At 61.2% G+C, this 16337-nt stretch carries 14 protein-coding genes; 5 read left to right on the top strand and 9 right to left on the bottom strand.

Translation table 11 applies throughout. The features are described 5' to 3' along the window. Window positions 1-16 precede the first annotated feature (16 nt). On the top strand, window positions 17-1432 hold the full coding sequence (locus AB1E42_RS10935) for an FAD-binding oxidoreductase (RefSeq protein WP_368344277.1): 1416 nt from the start codon (window positions 17-19) through the stop codon (window positions 1430-1432). A 40-nt stretch (window positions 1433-1472) separates the two neighbouring features. On the opposite strand, the gene AB1E42_RS10930 is transcribed toward AB1E42_RS10935, so the two are convergent. Genes AB1E42_RS10930 through AB1E42_RS10920 form a run of 3 tightly spaced genes read right to left on the bottom strand, consistent with a single transcriptional unit; the run spans window position 1473 to window position 4074 of the window. Next, the gene (locus tag AB1E42_RS10930) at window positions 1473-2003 is read right to left on the bottom strand and encodes an adenine phosphoribosyltransferase (RefSeq protein ID WP_368344276.1); all 531 of its coding nucleotides are present in this window, start codon (window positions 2001-2003) and stop codon (window positions 1473-1475) included. Window positions 2004-2005: 2 nt separating this feature from the next. Beyond that, window positions 2006-3181 carry a DUF3644 domain-containing protein gene (locus tag AB1E42_RS10925; protein WP_368344275.1) on the bottom strand — a complete coding sequence of 392 codons (1176 nt, stop codon included), beginning with the start codon at window positions 3179-3181 and terminating at the stop codon, window positions 2006-2008. 17 nt (window positions 3182-3198) lie between these two features. After that, window positions 3199-4074 (bottom strand): S-methyl-5'-thioadenosine phosphorylase, encoded by an 876-nt coding sequence (locus tag AB1E42_RS10920; protein WP_368344274.1) that lies wholly within the window; start codon window positions 4072-4074, stop codon window positions 3199-3201. A gap of 147 nt (window positions 4075-4221) precedes the next feature. On the opposite strand from AB1E42_RS10920, the gene AB1E42_RS10915 reads away from it, so the two are divergent. Further along, complete coding sequence (locus AB1E42_RS10915) at window positions 4222-5844, top strand: SulP family inorganic anion transporter (protein WP_368344273.1); 1623 nt, start codon at window positions 4222-4224, stop codon at window positions 5842-5844. A 24-nt stretch (window positions 5845-5868) separates the two neighbouring features. Here AB1E42_RS10915 and AB1E42_RS10910 read toward each other — a convergent pair whose 3' ends face one another. After that, window positions 5869-6474 carry a flavin reductase family protein gene (locus tag AB1E42_RS10910; protein WP_368344272.1) on the bottom strand — a complete coding sequence of 202 codons (606 nt, stop codon included), beginning with the start codon at window positions 6472-6474 and terminating at the stop codon, window positions 5869-5871. Window positions 6475-6564: 90 nt separating this feature from the next. Between AB1E42_RS10910 and AB1E42_RS10905 the strand changes: the two genes are divergently transcribed. After that, entirely contained in the window at window positions 6565-7071 is a 507-nt protein-coding gene (locus AB1E42_RS10905) for a GNAT family N-acetyltransferase (RefSeq protein WP_368344271.1), read from the top strand. 19 nt (window positions 7072-7090) lie between these two features. Then, the gene (locus tag AB1E42_RS10900) at window positions 7091-7912 is read left to right on the top strand and encodes an EcsC family protein (RefSeq protein ID WP_368344270.1); all 822 of its coding nucleotides are present in this window, start codon (window positions 7091-7093) and stop codon (window positions 7910-7912) included. Between the two features lies 1 nt (window position 7913). On the opposite strand, the gene ptsP is transcribed toward AB1E42_RS10900, so the two are convergent. The 3 genes from ptsP to AB1E42_RS10885 all read right to left on the bottom strand — a co-directional run bounded on the left by ptsP (window position 7914) and on the right by AB1E42_RS10885 (window position 13666). Next, complete coding sequence (ptsP, locus tag AB1E42_RS10895) at window positions 7914-10160, bottom strand: phosphoenolpyruvate--protein phosphotransferase (protein WP_368344269.1); 2247 nt, start codon at window positions 10158-10160, stop codon at window positions 7914-7916. A gap of 33 nt (window positions 10161-10193) precedes the next feature. Beyond that, a complete protein-coding gene (locus tag AB1E42_RS10890; RefSeq protein ID WP_368344268.1) occupies window positions 10194-11432 on the bottom strand; it encodes an aspartate kinase in 1239 nt (412 codons plus the stop codon). Between the two features lie 143 nt (window positions 11433-11575). Beyond that, window positions 11576-13666 (bottom strand): hypothetical protein, encoded by a 2091-nt coding sequence (locus AB1E42_RS10885; protein WP_368344267.1) that lies wholly within the window; start codon window positions 13664-13666, stop codon window positions 11576-11578. Window positions 13667-13813: 147 nt separating this feature from the next. Between AB1E42_RS10885 and AB1E42_RS10880 the strand changes: the two genes are divergently transcribed. Next, entirely contained in the window at window positions 13814-14485 is a 672-nt protein-coding gene (locus AB1E42_RS10880) for a thiamine diphosphokinase (protein WP_368344266.1), read from the top strand. Here the strand turns inward: AB1E42_RS10880 and AB1E42_RS10875 are convergent. Both AB1E42_RS10875 and AB1E42_RS10870 read right to left on the bottom strand, forming a co-directional pair. Continuing rightward, entirely contained in the window at window positions 14415-15338 is a 924-nt protein-coding gene (locus AB1E42_RS10875) for a DMT family transporter (protein ID WP_368344265.1), read from the bottom strand. The two genes, AB1E42_RS10880 and AB1E42_RS10875, sit on opposite strands and share 71 nt — an antisense overlap. A gap of 9 nt (window positions 15339-15347) precedes the next feature. Further along, window positions 15348-16286, bottom strand: coding sequence for a DMT family transporter (locus tag AB1E42_RS10870; RefSeq protein ID WP_368344264.1), 939 nt, complete (start codon window positions 16284-16286; stop codon window positions 15348-15350). Window positions 16287-16337 lie beyond the last annotated feature (51 nt).

The following is a 16337-nucleotide window of genomic DNA, read 5'->3' as shown; positions in this document are numbered from 1 at the left end:
TTCGAAAGGTGGCGCGATGACCCTGAATGCGGTTACGGACGGATTTATCCACGCGCTTGCGCAGCGTTTGGGCGCGGGCGCAGTGCGTGAAACAACCGATAGCTACCTGACCGAACCGCGTGGCCGCTTTCAGGGATCGGGGCGGGTGATTGCGCCTGCCTCTGTTGAGGAAGTGGCGACTGTCGTGAGGGCCTGTGCGGAAGCTGGTGTCGGGATTGTGCCTTACGGCGGCGGTACGGGCCTTGTCGGTGGGCAGATGCAGGAAGGTGGTGCCGCGCCGGTGATCCTTTCGCTGGAACGCATGAACCGCATTCGCGATGTGCGGGCCGACGAGAATGTACTCGTTGCTGAGGCAGGCTGTATTCTGGCCGATATTCAGGCGGTGGCACAGGGGGTTGAGCGGCTGTTTCCGCTGTCGCTGGCCTCGGAAGGGTCAGCGCGGATCGGCGGATTGCTGGCGACTAATGCGGGCGGGCTGAATGTCTTGCGCTATGGCAGCGCGCGGGCGCAGTGCCTTGGGCTGGAGGTGGTGACCGCCGATGGCGCGATCTGGCACGGGCTGACGCGGCTGCGGAAGGATAATACCGGCTATGACCTGCGCGATCTGATGATCGGCTCCGAGGGGACGCTCGGGATCATCACCGCTGCGGCGTTGAAGCTGATGCCGGTGCCGGCGCGGGAAGGGACTGCGTTCTTCGCCATATCCAGCCCGCAGGCGGCGCTTGAACTGCTCGCTTTGGCGGGGAAGCTGATTGGCGAGGGGATATCTGCCTTTGAGATGATGCACCGGCAGGGGTTCGATTTCTTGCGCGAGGCGGGTTTTGACATGCGCTGGCCGCTGGAGCCGATGCCCGAATGGGGCGTGCTGATCGACGTGGGCCTGCCGGAAGGCTTGGAGCCGGAAGCAGCGCTGGAGCGGCTTTTTGAGGCGGCGGTTGAGGCTGATCTGGCCTATGACGGGGTGATCGCACAAAATGAGGCGCAGCGGGCGGACCTTTGGGCGATCCGTGAGACGATCCCCGAGGCGAACCGGCGGATCGGGTCTGTCAGCTCGCATGATATTTCCCTGCCGCTTTCGCGAATCCCCGAATTTATCGAGGTGGCGGGGCCGAAGCTGCGGGATATCGCGGATTTTCGGATCAATTGCTTTGGGCATCTCGGGGACGGGAACCTGCATTACAATGTGTTCCCTGCCGAGGGCAAAACCCGCGCGGATTACGAGAGCTTGCGCGGTGACGTGAAGCGCTGTGTGCATGATCTGGTTCGCGCGATGGAAGGCTCGGTGAGTGCTGAACACGGGATCGGGCGGCTGAAGGTCGCTGATCTGGAGCGCTATGGCGATCCGGTGAAGCTGGCGATGATGCGGGCGATCAAAGATGCGCTCGATCCGAAAGGCATCCTCAATCCCGGCGCGGTACTGCGGGCGGGGTAGGGCGTTGGTTGGCTAATTGTGCTTCGCTTGTTGAGGGGCGTTAATCGCCCTCGAAGGCGCAAAGCGCGTGGACCGGAACGCCAAGCTTTTCCAACAGGGCTCTGCCGCGCAGATCGGGCAGGTCGATCACAAAGGCGCAGGCGATCACTTCGGCGCCGAGCTTTTCGATTAGGCGGATGCCTGCCTCCGCCGTGCCGCCGGTGGCGAGGAGATCGTCCACCAAGAGCACCCGTTCGCCGGGTTGGAGGGCATCATCATGCAGTTCCATCACCGCTTCGCCATATTCGAGCTGGTAGGCTTGCTCGATTGTTTTGCCAGGGAGCTTGCCCTTCTTGCGGATCGGGACAAAGCCCTTGCCCAGCTGATGCGCGACAGCGCCGCCGAGGATGAAGCCGCGTGCTTCCAGCCCTGCAACCTTGTCAATTTGCGCCCCAGCATAGGGATGCAGAAGCTGATCGACCGCCATGCGGAAGCCTTGGGCATCGTTGAAGAGGGTGGTGACATCGCGGAACTGGATGCCGGGCTTGGGGAAATCGGGGATGGTGCGGATGAAGTTTTTGACGGTGGGCATAGCTATTCATCGATCCCGTTTTCATTCAGATTGTTCACTAAAAAGTCGATCCACATTTGACTATACGAGTATTCTCTGAATGTTGGATTGTAGAAACAATAGTCCGTTTTTGTTTTTTCTGGTGATGCAGAGTTTCCATCCGGACGAACTTCATTCTCTTTCCATGCAGTGGTATGTTTGGTGGTGTTGAAGTTCTTTCCCGTCCTTTTTTTAACGGCTGCGACCACATCCTTCACTCGAAAAGGGTGAGTCTCGGCCGATGGTTTATGTTTCACCAATACTTGCGAAATCTCCTTCCCCTCGGGGGAGTCAGCTGACAAAAACTGAAAAGCAGCTTTAGATTTTGAAGCAGCAATAGTTGTAAAAATAACCGAAAATTGAAACTCCTGATCAGACCGCTGAGCATCTGTCATATGATCAAACAGCTCTCGGTTGATTGCTTGGACCTCGTTTGATAGCCCTGCGCGAACCATATTTGTTGCTTGGTCGAGAGATAGGCCGGAAAATTGTAGAGAGAAACTCAAATCTTCAGCTAGCGAAACAGATTTTCCGAATTGTTCAGTGATGAATTTTTCGTAATTCAGGCAGCACGACTGGAATAGCGAAATCCATTTTGGATCTTCTGCTGATAGAAGGCGGTGCTCAACTAAATCTCTTAGACGTATAACAGACTTAAGGTTGTTGGATACACCGTCGGAAAGTGGGCATTCTGGCAGCCCCAAGAAATCAGAAAGGGAGATCGCCTTTCCGTCTCTTCGTTCTGTTGGAAGGCCTTTCCGATGGGCGTACTCAAGGACGGCATAAGTCCAAGCGATTACCGACAGGACAGTAAACGCTTGGGTTCGAAATAGGATTGAAGGGTTGTTAAATACGCCAACGGCGAGTTTCATCGCCTCTCGGGACCTGACAAGTCGTTCATCTTGAAACGGGTTTAGGCCGGTGCTTGGGTCATGCATTCGCTTAAAAAGCAAAAAATCTTCAAGCTCTTCGTCTGTTGCCGATAATTGCTGTAGGTCAGCTTTGACTGACGTCACTCGTGCAAAATTTACACTAGTTTTCCGTCCAAAAAGTATTCGCGCGTGGACGTCTTGGCTATTTAAGCCGTCGTTCAGTAGGCGTTTTGCAATTCTTTTCTCAAATTTGTTAAGTGAACCAGTCGATCCTTGTTGAAATTTCATAATCTTCTCAATGGCTGTTAATTGCTGAGAACTCGCCCCGCGACAGCATCAAGCTTGGCAAGGAGGGCGGGGTCGCGGGTGTCGGGCGTGGTCATGATCGCGTGATCGAGGGCGCGGTCGCAGCCACAGGGGCAGGGTGATGGCCGCGCGGTGAGGCCCGACGGCAGGCGGGCGACGAGGTCGCGGGCGGTTGCGACATTGGCGGTGAGGGTGGCGATCACCTCGCTGACATCGACCGCGCCGTGATCGGGATGCCAGCAGTCATAATCAGTGACCATAGCGATGGTGGTGTAGCACAGCTCGGCCTCGCGGGCGAGGCGGGCCTCGGGCATGTTGGTCATGCCGATGATGTCCGCGCCCCAGACCTCGCGATAAAGGCGGCTTTCGGCGCGGGTGGAAAACTGCGGGCCTTCCATCGCCAGATAGGTGCCATTGCGGTGGACGGCCGCGCCGAGATCGCGGGCGGTGGCCTCGCACAGATCACCCAGCCGCGCACAAGTGGGATGGGCGAGGCTCACATGCGCGACGCAGCCGGTACCAAAGAAGCTGGGTGGGCGCTGAAAGGTGCGGTCGATGAACTGGTCAGGCAGCACGATATGACCCGGTGCCATGTCCTCGCGGAACGAGCCACAGGCGGAGACGGAAACCAGATCGGTCACGCCGAGCCGCTTCATCGCGTCGATATTGGCGCGGTAGGGGATGGCATCGGGGCTGAGCCGGTGGCCGCGCCCGTGGCGGGGGAGGAACACGACCTCCACGCCCGCGACTTCGCCACACAGAAGCGCATCGGAAGGTGTGCCCCACGGGCTGTCAACGATGCGCCATTCGGCCCCTGAAAGGGCGTCGAGCGCGTAGAGCCCCGAACCGCCGATGATGCCAAGCTTTGCTTTCATGGATGCCCCTCTCAAGCCCTGCATCGCAGAGAAGCAGAGCCGCGCTCGCGTGGCAAGGTGGTGGGCAGTTTTTAAGGGGGAGGGGGTGACATCACGCCCGTGGCGGGGTAGGGGGCAGGGAAATTCCCATAGAACGGACCTTGATCCATGACGAAGCCGTCACTGTTGGCTCTTGCCGACCGAATGTCATTTGCCCCCGAACCGGATGATTTCACGGCCTCGCGGCTGCGGATCGAACTGCTTTCGGGCCTGACCGTCGCGCTTGCGCTGGTGCCGGAGGCGGTGGCCTTTGCCTTTGTCGCGGGTGTGCATCCGCTGGTAGGGCTGTATGCAGCTTTCATCGTGGGGCTGATCACCGCGCTGATCGGTGGGCGACCGGGGATGATCTCGGGCGCGACGGGCGCTTTGGCGGTCGTCATGGTGAGCCTCGTGGCGCAGCATGGGGTTGAGTACCTCTTTGCGACCGTTGTGCTGATGGGGATTATCCAGATCATCGTTGGTGCGATGCATTGGGGCAAGTTTATCCGGCTGGTGCCGCATCCGGTGATGCTGGGCTTTGTGAACGGGCTGGCGATTGTGATTTTCCTTGCACAGTTGACGCAATTCCAAGTGCCCGGCACGGCGGAAGCCTCAGGCCACGGGATGTCTGGCGGGGAGTGGCTGTCTGGCATGCCGCTTTACATGATGCTGGCGCTGGTGGTGCTGACGATGGTGATCATCTGGGGCATGCCGAAGATAACGACGATCATTCCTGCGCCGCTGGCGGGGATCGGCATTGTGGCGGCCGTGGTGATCGGCTTCGGGCTGGATGTGCCGCGCGTGGGCGATATGGCTTCGATCGAGGGCGGGCTGCCGGCGTTCCATGTGCCGATGGTGCCGCTGAATTTTGAAACCTTCGAGATCATCCTACCCTATGCGCTAATCCTTGCAGCCATCGGCCTGATCGAAAGCCTGCTGACGCTGAACCTTGTGGGCGATCTGACGGGACGGCGTGGCGGCGCCAGTCAGGAATGCATGGCGCAAGGCGTTGCCAACACTGTAACGGGCTTTTTCGGCGGGATGGGCGGCTGCGCGATGATCGGCCAGTCGATGATTAACGTCAAATCCGGTGGCCGGACCCGCGTGGCCGGTATTGCCGCGGCGTTGTTCTTGCTGATCTTCATCCTGTTTGCCGCGCCGCTGATCGAACAGATCCCGCTCGCGGCGCTGGTGGGCGTGATGTTCATGGTGGTGATCGGGACGTTTGCGTGGAACTCGCTGAAGATCCTCGCCAAAGTGCCGCTGACGGATGCATTTGTGACGGTGCTGGTGACCGTTGTGACCGTGGCGACCGATCTGGCGACGGCGGTTATCGTCGGGGTCATCGTTTCGGCGCTGGCCTATGCGTGGAATAATGCCAAGCGCATTCATGCGATCACGCGGCCTTCTAACACCGAAGAAGGCGCGAAAGTCTACGAAATCCAAGGGCCGCTGTTCTTTGGCTCGACGGACGGGTTTGCCGAGATTTTCGATATCGAAAACGACCCCGACACTGTGATCGTCGATTTTGCGGCGAGCCGCGTGGTGGATCAATCCGCGTTACAGGCCGTTGAGGCGCTGGCCACGAAATACGAGGAAGCGGGTAAGCGGATCATGCTGCGCCACCTGAGCCGTGATTGTCACCGCCTGCTGACCAAAGCGGGGCATTTGATGGTCGATAGCGACGACGACCCCGATTACGAGATCGCGGCGGATTATGGCGTGCGGACGGGCATTATCGGCGGCCACTAGGCCGCCAGAACCTGCCCTACGCGGTTAATCGTTGGGGCGCTTGAGGCTGATCACTTCAGATACGCGGGCATAATCGCGATAGCCGAGGCGTGCCAGTGGCTCATACCGGGTGACGTCGAAGCGCCCGTCAACGATGCAGTCATCGGCCAGATAGGTGCCGGTGACTTCGCCCAGAACCATGAAGCTGTTTTTGCCCTTCAGTTGGGTGATCGACAGGAGCTTGCATTCCAGCGCGGCGGGAGCGGCGGCGACGCGGGCGCAGGAGATCGTCTTGCAGGGCGCTTTTTCAATGCCTGCATCTAAAAACTCATCCACATCGCGGCCCCATGCGCCGGAGCTGCGGTTCATCGCGTCCCGCAGCGCATAGGAAACGATATTGACGCAAAACGCGCCCGTATCGCGGATATTGGCGACGGTGTCTTTGGTGTCTCCACGGTCCTCTTTTGCGGATGTGGAGGAAAACACCACCTGTGGCGGGGCATCGGAAACGGCGTTGAAAAACGAATAAGGAGCGAGATTATCGCGGCCAGCGGCATCGCGGGTGGAAATCCACGCTATGGGGCGCGGGCTTACGATGGCCTTGAACGGATTGTGCGGGAGCGGGTGTCCGTCCTCGGTCGTGTAAAACATATCGCTTCCTTTCATGGCTGGGCTTGGAACAGGAGGTAGCGTCGTGTTAGTCGGAGGTAAAGTGCAGCGACGAACAGGGGCGGCGCGGAGATGCTCAATCTCGCCGAAGAGCAGGCAGAGGACTGGTGGGAGGTGGAGGCGCTTTATGACCTGTGCTTCGCACCGGGGCGTATGGCGCTTTCATCCTATCGTTTGCGCGAGGGCGTCGCGCCAATTCCGCAGCTATGCGTCACTGCGCGGGATGCCGATGGTATCTTGGCAGGGGCAGTGCGGAACTGGCCGGTCTGTGTTGGTGGGCAGCATGTAACGGTCCTGCTGGGGCCGATTGCCGTGCATCCGACGCGGCAGGGCGAGGGCGTCGGCGGGCTGTTGATGCAGCGCTGCCTGAACCGCGCGACCGAGCTGGGCTGGCAGCGGGTGATGTTGGTCGGTGATGCGCCCTATTACGCGCGGTTTGGCTTCCGCAAGCTGCAAGGCGTCGAGATGCCGCCACCGACGAACCCTGATCGGGTGCTGGGGCAAGCGCTCGTGGATGGGGCGTGGAACGGCATCAGCGGCATGGTCAGCCGCTATGACGGGGATTGTATTCCGACCTGATTTCCCCATGTAATGAGCCATGGGCGCACCGGAAACAGACGAAAACTCACCTTTGGAAAGCGCGGTCGCGGCGACGGCGGTTGTACCGGTCGTACCCCTGCCCGATGCCGCACACGCCGAGGTGACCGCGCTGGCCCAGCGACAGGCGGCTGCCGGCGGGATGTTGATGAAAGCGGTGATGCTGGTGGGTGGGCAGGTCGAGGACGGCCTGAAAATGCTCCCAGCAGAGCAGCGCGACCGCCTTGAAAGCGCGGCGCGCAAGGCGCTATTGCGCAGTTATGAATATGCCGCGCGAAGCCGCGAGGGTGCGATGGCGGACCTTGCAAGAGGCGACCGCGCGCACCGGATCATGGGCACGGTTAGCTGCGCGGTTGGCGGCCTAGGTGGCTTGCCGACGGCGTTGTTGGAATTGCCGGTGACAACCACTGTCATTTTTCGAGCGGTGCAGGATATCGCCGAAACCCACGGCGAAGACCCGACCAGCGAGGAAACGCGGATTGAATGCTTGCGGGTGTTCGGCGCAGGCGGACCGGGTGGCATGGATGATGGTGTCGATACAAGTTTCATCGGGGCGCGGCTTTCGATTACCGGCGCGGCGGTGCAGGGCGTGATTTCGCGCGTGGCACCGAAGTTTGCCGCCGTTCTTTCGCAAAAGCTGGCCAGCCAAGCTGTGCCGCTTTTGGGCGCGGCGGCGGGGGCGGGCACGAATTATGCCTTTATCCGCTACTACACAGAGGTGGCGCAGGTGCATTTTGGGCTGCGGCGGCTGGCGCGGGACCATGATGAACAGGCGGTTCTGGACGCCTTTCACGCTGCATTGATGACGCGAAGCTTGCCCTAAGTCAGCTTTGCTTCGAGAGCCATTCCATCACGGCGGGGCGCACGGATTGCGCGCCCTCGGAACGGGCGCTGTCGATCACCTGTTTCACTTCGTGCAGGTTCGAGCGGCGCAGCAGGTGCTTGACCGGCCCAACGGAGGGCGGGCGCATTGACAGCATCGAGATGCCGATAGCCGCGAAACACAGTGCCTCGACGGGGCGTCCGGCATCCTCGCCACAGAAGGAAAGGGGCGTGTTGGAGGCTGCGCAGCGCTCGGCGATCATTTCCAGAAAGTTCAGGAAGCTGACATTGAGCGTATCGTAGCGGCGGCGCACGCGCTCGTTTTCGCGGTCGGCGGCAAAGAAGAACTGCTTGAGGTCATTGCCGCCGATGGATAGGAAATCGACGCGATTGAAGAAATCATCCGGCGCGAAGGCGAGCGACGGTGTTTCCAGCATCGCGCCAACTTCGAGCTTTTCGGGGATCGGATGGCCGAGGATGCGCTCGCGTTCGAGGGCTTTGTCCACTTCGGCGCGGGCGGCATCATATTCTTGGAGTTGCGCAATGAAGGGGAACATGAGCGTCAGCGGGCGGCCATTGGCGGCTCGGATCAACGCCTGAATCTGCATCCGCAAAACGCCCGGTTTGTCGAGCCCCACGCGAATGGCACGCCAGCCCATCGCAGGGTTCGGCTCGTCGTTCGGCTTCATGTAGGGGAGCACTTTATCCGAGCCGATATCGAGCGTGCGGAAGGCAACGCGACGGCCGCCAGCCGCCTTCATCACATGCGAATAGAGCGCGGACAGTTCTGCCCGCTTGGGCATCTGGTTGCGGATGAGGAATTGCAATTCGGTGCGGAAAAGGCCCACGCCTTCGGCGCCGGAGCCTTCGAGCGAGGGGAGATCGGCCATCAAACCGGCATTCATGTGCAGCGCGACGGTGGTGCCATCCAACGTGGTGGCGGGCAGGTCGCGGATTGAGGCATAGCGCTGTTGGGCGCGGGCCTGCATCGCCATCTTGTCGCGGAAGGCCGTTTTGACGGTTTCGTCAGGGCGCAAATGGGCGATGCCTTGATCACCGTCGATCAGGATCGGATCGCCGTTTAGCGCTTCGGTGGTGATGCCTTTGACATTGATGATCAGCGGGATCGCCCATGCACGCGCAACGATCGCCGCGTGGCTGCCGACGGAGCCTTCCTCCAGCACGATGCCGCGCAGTTTCTTGCCGTAATCAAGCAGTTCACCCGGGCCAATATTGCGGGCGATCAGCACCGGATTATCGGGCATTTCGGCACCAGTATAGGAGCCTTGGCCGGTCAGGATGCGCAGCAACCTGTTGGAGAGATCATCAAGATCGTGCAGGCGGTCACGCAGGTAGGAGTCCGTCGCTTGGCTCATCCGCGTGCGGGCGAGGGACTGCTCCTTTTCCACGGCAGCTTCGGCCGAAAGGCCGTTTTCGACGTCTTCGAGCATGCGCTTCATCCAGCCCTTGGAATTGGCGAACATGCGATAGGCTTCGAGGATTTGCGTCTGCTCCGAATTTCCGCCCGTGGCGTCGGCGAGCATGTCATCGACGCTGACGCGCAGGGTTTCGACGGCTTCTGTCAGGCGCTTGGCCTCGGATTCTGGGTCGTCGGAGATCGGGTTGGTCACAACCACGCGCGGCTCATGCAAATAGACACGGCCTTCGGCGGCGCCTTCCTGACCGACAGTGCCACGGAACATGACAGCTTGCTGGTGACGTGCAGAAAGCGCCGCGCCTTCGCCAACAAAGGCACCAAGCTCGGTCATTTCGGCCAGCACCATAGCGACGACTTCGAGGGCGTACACTTCGTCAGGCGTGAACTCGCGGGCAGCTTTGGACTGGACGACCAGAACGCCGAGCACGTCGCCGAGGCGCTGGATCGGGACACCGCAGAAGGAGGAGAACCGTTCTTCGCCGGTTTCCGGCATGTAACGGAAGCCCTTGGCGGCGGGCGCGTTGGCGGTGTTGATGATGCGCTTTCTACGGGCGACGCTGCCGACAAGGCCTTCACCGAGCCGCATGCGGGTTTGGTGCACCGCGTCGGGAGCAAGGCCCTCGGTGGCGCAAAGCTCAAGCGTGTCCTCGTCGCGGAAGAGGTAGATGGAGCAAACCTCGGTCTGCATGGACGAGGCGATGATGTTCACCACATGGTCAAGGCGGGCCTGACCGGCGCTATCCTCTGCCAGTGCGTCCCTCAGACGCCCCAGCAGCTTGCGGCTTTCGCTCTCGGTCCGTGTCTCGGGCATCACGCTCCCCGTGCAGCCCTACGCAGCAAAGCGCTAGGCCACTTTTTCCAGTTCGAAGGCATCATGGAGTGCTTGGACTGCAAGTTCCATGTATTTTCTATCGATCAGGACGGAAACTTTGATTTCGGAGGTCGAAATGACCTTGATGTTCACGCCTTCAGCAGCGAGCGCTTCGAACATCTTGGCCGCGACGCCGGTATGGCTGCGCATGCCGATGCCGACGACCGAGACTTTGCAGACGCCATCATCTGTCACAAGTTCAGAGAAGTTGATATCGCCGCGGGCATGCGCCTCTTCCAGCGCTTTCTTGGCGCGGATAACCTGATCTACGGGGCAGGAGAAAGTCATGTCGGTGCGGCCATCTTCGGAGATGTTCTGCACGATCATATCGACGTTTACGCCAGCTTCGGCCAGCGGAACGAAGATCTTGCCCGCGATGCCGGGGCGGTCGGCCACCGAGATCAGCGTCATTTTGGCTTCGTCGCGGCTATAGGCGACGCCGGAGACAACGTTGTTTTCCATGATTTCCTCCTCGTCACATACGAGCGTTCCTGCTTCGTCGGACTGTTCTTCAAAACTGGAGAGCACCCGCAGGCGCACTTTGTACCGCATGGCAAGCTCGACGGAGCGGGTTTGCAGAACCTTGGCGCCAAGGGAGGCTAGTTCCAGCATTTCTTCAAAGGCGATCTTGTCGAGTTTGCGGGCCTTGTCGCAGATGCGGGGGTCGGTGGTGTAGACGCCGTCCACATCGGTGTAGATATCGCAACGCTCCGCGCCGAAGGCTGCGGCGAAGGCCACGGCGGTGGTATCGGAGCCGCCACGGCCCAGCGTGGTGATCCGGCCCTCGGGCGAGAGGCCCTGGAAGCCCGCAACCACGGCGACTTTCATGCCCTCGCCAAACTTGCGGGTGATGTTTTCGGACGGGATGTCTTCGATCCGTGCAGAGGAATGGGCCGAGGTGGTGAGCACCGGCACCTGCCAGCCCTGCCAACTGCGTGCGGGGATGTCCATTTCCTGAAGGCGCAGCGCCATCAGGCCAGCGGTGACATTTTCACCCGACGCCACAACGGCATCATATTCACGCGCATCGTAGAGCGGGGATGTCTCATTGACCCAGCCGACAAGCTCGTTGGTTTTGCCCGACATCGCCGACACGATCACGATCACATCATAGCCTTTCGCCACCTCGACGGCGACGCGCTTGGCGGCGCGGTGGATGCGGTCGATATTGGCGACCGACGTTCCACCGAATTTCATTACGAGTGTTGGCACGGGCATGCCCCCCGACGGCTGGATATTAAAGTTGGCCGCTGTTTACTGTCAGGGGGCGGACAGAGCAATGCGTCAAATGACGTTGCGTTACGAAAACGGGCGGCCAACTGGCCGCCCGACGAGGTTTTCGATCTGCGCCGCGCCTAGTTGCTGGCGGCTTTCTGGGTGGGCCGGAAGCGGGTCGAATCGGCCACTTGGAAACGGCCGGAGCTGACCTTGTTGATCCGGCCCTCACGCAGAAGGGTGCCGAAGAAGCGCAGGCCGTCTTCGCGGCTGAAGTTTTCGTCATGCACTTCGCGCACTTTTTGGATCAGTTCGGGGCGGGAGAAATCCTCCGCGCCCTCAACGAAAGCGGTGTAGGCGGCGGCGGCTTCGAGAAGGTCACCAAGCCCGTGCGCGCCCATGCTTTCGACGAAATCGGAGAAGCTATCATAACCGCTGATCACAGGCGTTGCCGCCGCGCGCGGCGTGGCGACTGGGCGCGCAGGGCGCGGCGCCTGGGTGGCAGCCGGTTGCGCGGTGTCGTCGACGCGCTGCTCCGCCACAAGACGCAACGGCGCGGGGCGCGGACGCTCGGGGCGCGGGGTGTCTGTCTTGGAGCGGCTGCCACGGATCGCCTTTAACAGGCCAGAGGCGGAGCGCGGCTTGACCGCTTTCTTGAGGTCGTCGCGGAAAGGCTCCTTGGCCGCTTCGGCATCTTCAGGCTTGTCGCCTAGCTGTCGCGCGGCCTCGGTGGCGGCGACTGCGGCGCGCAGCTGCGCGATGGCAGCGCGGCGGCGCTCACCTTCCGGCTCGGAGAGGTGATCGTCGGTGCGGGACATGATGCGGTCGACATCGCCATCGCCATTGGGCTGGCCTTCGAGGATGTCGCGGCCGCGGCGGTCGTCGACGGCGGCAGCGGGTGTGTCCTCTTCGACTTCGTCGTCGTCATCGCTGATTGCTGTTTCCACTTCCTCTGCGGGCGTTGTAGCCAGTTCAGCCAGCTCGTGCGCCAGCTCTTCTTCTTCCTCGGGAGAAAGCAGTGCTGCTTCGGGTTTGTCGGAGGTGTCTTCGTAATCTTCGAGGCCGTCTAGGCTGGCGAGATTGACGCCAAAATTGGCGGCAGGTTCTTCTGCGTCTTCGGTCGCGGCTTCGTCGAACCAGTTTTCGACGATCTCCCCCTCGACTGCGATTTCGACGGTGACCTCTTCTTCCTCGTCGCTGTCTTCCGCGACGGTTTCAGCTTCGGAGCTTTCGGCTTCGACTGGGTCATCGGACGGGGTGGCATCGGACGGGGTTTCGGAAAGCCGCTCGGTCACATCTTGGGTGAAAGCGTCGAAACTCATGCTGACATGGGCCGGAGCAGGGGCTTCCTCGGCGGTGTCCTCCGCAGTGTCCTCCGCTGTGGCGTCGCTTGCGGTTTCCGGTTCCTCTGCGGTGGCTGCGGTGGCGATGTCATCTTCTGGTGCATCGTCTGTCACGGCGCCTGTCATAGGGCCTGTCACGGGGCTTGCCGCAGGCGCAGGAGTGCTGGCGAGGGCGGCGATCAGGGCGGTATCATCTTCGCCGCTATCGTCGGCGGCTTCTTCCTCGATTTGGGCGGCTTCTGCCTCTGCGGGGGCGGAAGGTGTCTCATCCGCTACGGGCGGTTCAGTGGCCTCTTCGGTCGTTACTGCGGGTGCGGGCGTTACCTCGGGCCGTATGGTTGCCGGTGTCTCTTCTGCGGCGTCGACCTCGTTCGCTGCCTCGGCGGCCTGTGCGGCAGCGGCGGCGCGGATGCGCTTGAGGCGTTCGATCAGGCTATCGCCAGAGGCGGGTTCGGCAGCGGTTTGCGGCTGGGAAAAGAAGGTGGCGGCGCTGTCGTCCTCGCTGTCGTCCAGCAGGGAAGGAGCGGCGGCTGCGGGCGCAGGGGAAGCTGCCGGAGCGGGAGCCGGGGCGCGTGCCTCGGTCGGTGCTGCCTGCGCAGCGGGTGTTTCTGTGGCCGGCGCTGCCTCGTCCACGGCAGCGGGGCGCAGGACGATTCCGGTGCGCTCCATGCGGGCTTCGACGCGGCGGGACATCTCACGCTCGGCGATACGGGCAAGCATATCGGCATCTGGCGTGGGTGGCTCAGCACCGAAGTATCTGTCATCTGCGGCGAGATCACGAAAATACTCGGCGATTGCTTTCATCGTGTCGAACGAATCGTCGAATCCCTCTAGCGTGCACGAGAATGTGCCATAGGAAACCGTTAGAATTTTGCTCGTACTAACCATTAATCGCTCACTTTCTCCCAGTGCGGGGTCCGTCCTTTTTACCAGCAATTGGTTCGTAATCGGGAACGGAAAGAGGTTTATAACGGTATTATTTCATGGCTGTTTTGGGGCATGTTTCCAAATTGTGGCCAATCGAGGTGCGGCGTTGTGATTGTTTGTTCAAATGAGCCAATAGTTCTGGTCGGGGGCGGCCCTGTTAACGTTGTTGAGTTTAACATTGCTCAGGCGATTTCGCCAAGGATGGTTGCGGCGGATGGTGGTGCCGCGCTTTTGCATGCGCGGGGACTCATGCCAGAGGCGGTGATAGGCGATCTCGACAGCGCATCAGAAGAGGTGCTGCGGGACTTTGCGGCGCGTGTTCACCCGATTGCCGAGCAGGAAACCACCGATTTCGAAAAGGTGCTCACCCGCGTCGAAGCGCCCCTGATGGTAGGGGTCGGCTTTTTGGGGGGGCGGCTCGATCACACGATGGCCGTGCTGAACGTCCTTGTCCGTTTCGCGGCGCGGCCGGTGTTCCTGCTCTCGGAGGAGGATGTGGTTTTCGCGTTGGAGGCGGGCGCGCACCTGCTTCAGCTGGATCACGGGTCACGGATTTCGTTGTTTCCGTTGGGGGAGGCCGGGGTGAGTGCGACAGGGCTTGCGTGGCCCTTGGAAAAGATTGCGATGAGTCCTGATGCGATGATCAGTGTGTCGAACAAGGTTGTCGGGTCTGGCGAGGTGCGGATCGAGACGGATGCGCCGCTGCTGATCACTCTGCCGCTGGCGGCGCATGGGGCGGTAATGGCGCCTGTTGCTGAAGGCGGCGCTCGCGCAGGATGATGTAGAGCCCTGCCGAGATCGTGACCAAGATGCCAACTGCGGCAAGCCCATCGGGGAGATCACTGAAGATCAGCCAGCCGAGGAGCGTGCCGAACGGAATTTCGAGATATTGCATCGGGGCGAGTGTGGCTGACGGGGCCAGCCTGAGGCTCCATGTCATCATCAGGTGCGCGGCGGTGCCGGTGATGCCCATTGCCGTGAGGAGAACAAGCGTGGAGGCGGGGGCTTGCGTGAGAGTTGCGCCGCCGAATGCCGGCCAGAGGAAGAAAGCGGGCACCAGCACGAGGCTTGCTTGAAACCCGTTCAGGCATTGCAGTGTAACCGGATCAATCTGCTTTGCGATCAGGCGGGTGACCAGCATGAAGACAGCGAAAACCACCGCAACGACAAGCGGCAGGAGGGCTGGTGCGCCCACCTCGGCGAAGTTGGGCTGGATCACGAGGAGCGTGCCGCCGAAGCCCACGGCGCAGGCGGCGAGGCGATGCGGGCCGACCTCCTCGCCCAGAAAGAGCCAGCCCAGCAGGAGCATCAGGAAGGGCATGACGAAGGTAATGGCGAGGGCATCGGCCAACGGCAGGTAGCGCAGGGCGGCAAACATCGCACCGATACCCAGCATATGCAGAACGGTGCGCAGCGCGGTGATTGCCAACAGGCGCGGTGTCAGCTGCGGGCGGCTGCCGGAGGCGAGAACCACGGGCAGCAACAGCAGCGCCTGAAAGCCGAAGCGCGCCAGCAGAAGGACACCCAGCGCGACGCTGCCGCCCAGCAGTTTTGCCACGCTGTCCCCGAGGGGCGCGAGCACGCAAAAACCGAGCATGAACAAGATCCCCAGGAAGGGGCGGTCATCTGTCATGAAGGGAGGCTAGCCTTGCGGCGGGCGGCTGGCAACGGTCGGGAGGATGACCGAGCCGCGCTTGGCAGTGATCCGTTCGCGGTGGACGATGTAGAGGCCCGATGCAACGATGATGCCGATACCTGTCCAAGTCAGCGCATCTGGGAAATCACCAAAGACGAGATAGCCCAGCACGGCGGCGGAGACGATTTCAAGATAGTGCAGCGGCGCAAGGGTGGCCGAAGGCGCAAAACGCAGGGCGATGGTCATCATCATATGTGAAACGGATGCCGCTGCGCCAACGCCGAAAAGCCAGAGCCAGAATATGCCTTCGGGCTTGACCGGCGCGATGGGGGCAAGATCGGCAATCGCACCGATCCCCAGAACCGGAATGCAGATCAGCGAGGCAAGAAGCGCGGTATGATACTGCATCGCAACGGGATGGGCGCGGCGCGACAGGCTACGGGTTGCCAGCATGTAGGCGGCAAAGAACAGCGCCGTTCCCAAGGGGTAGAAGGCCACAGCGCCGAAGGCTGCAAAGCTCGGCTGAATAACCAGCATGGAGCCGCCGAAGCCGACGATGCTGGCACCGATTCGGCGGGGGCCGACCTCGTCACCAAACAGTGCGCGACCGAGGATCAGCAGAAGGAACGGCTCGACAAAGGCGATAGCGAGCGCGTCGGCGATCGGCATGACTTCGATCGCGGCGACGAAGCAATAGGTGGACAAAATCAGAAAGATCGCGCGCAGGGTCATCATCCCAAGCGTGCCTTGCGGCAGGCGCAGGCCGAGGCCCATGACGAGGCAAACCGGCGCCATGAGCGCGGACTGCACGATGAAACGGGCGGTCGTCACTTCGCCAACAGGGAGCGCTGCCGTCGCGAGTTTGGAGGCGACGTCAATCAGCGGGGCGGTGGCGCAGAAACCGATCATCAGCGCCACGCCAAGGAGAATGCGATCTGTGTTCATGGTTGCTCTTCCCCCGTCAGGCGCAGGCGGTCTTGTCTGTTTGCGACGGAT

It is taken from the genome of Pelagovum sp. HNIBRBA483 (genome assembly GCF_040931995.1).
GTDB lineage: Bacteria > Pseudomonadota > Alphaproteobacteria > Rhodobacterales > Rhodobacteraceae > JAEPMR01.
The sequence above is the reverse complement of the archived record's forward strand: the minus strand, read 5'-3'. Positions and strand labels throughout refer to the sequence as shown.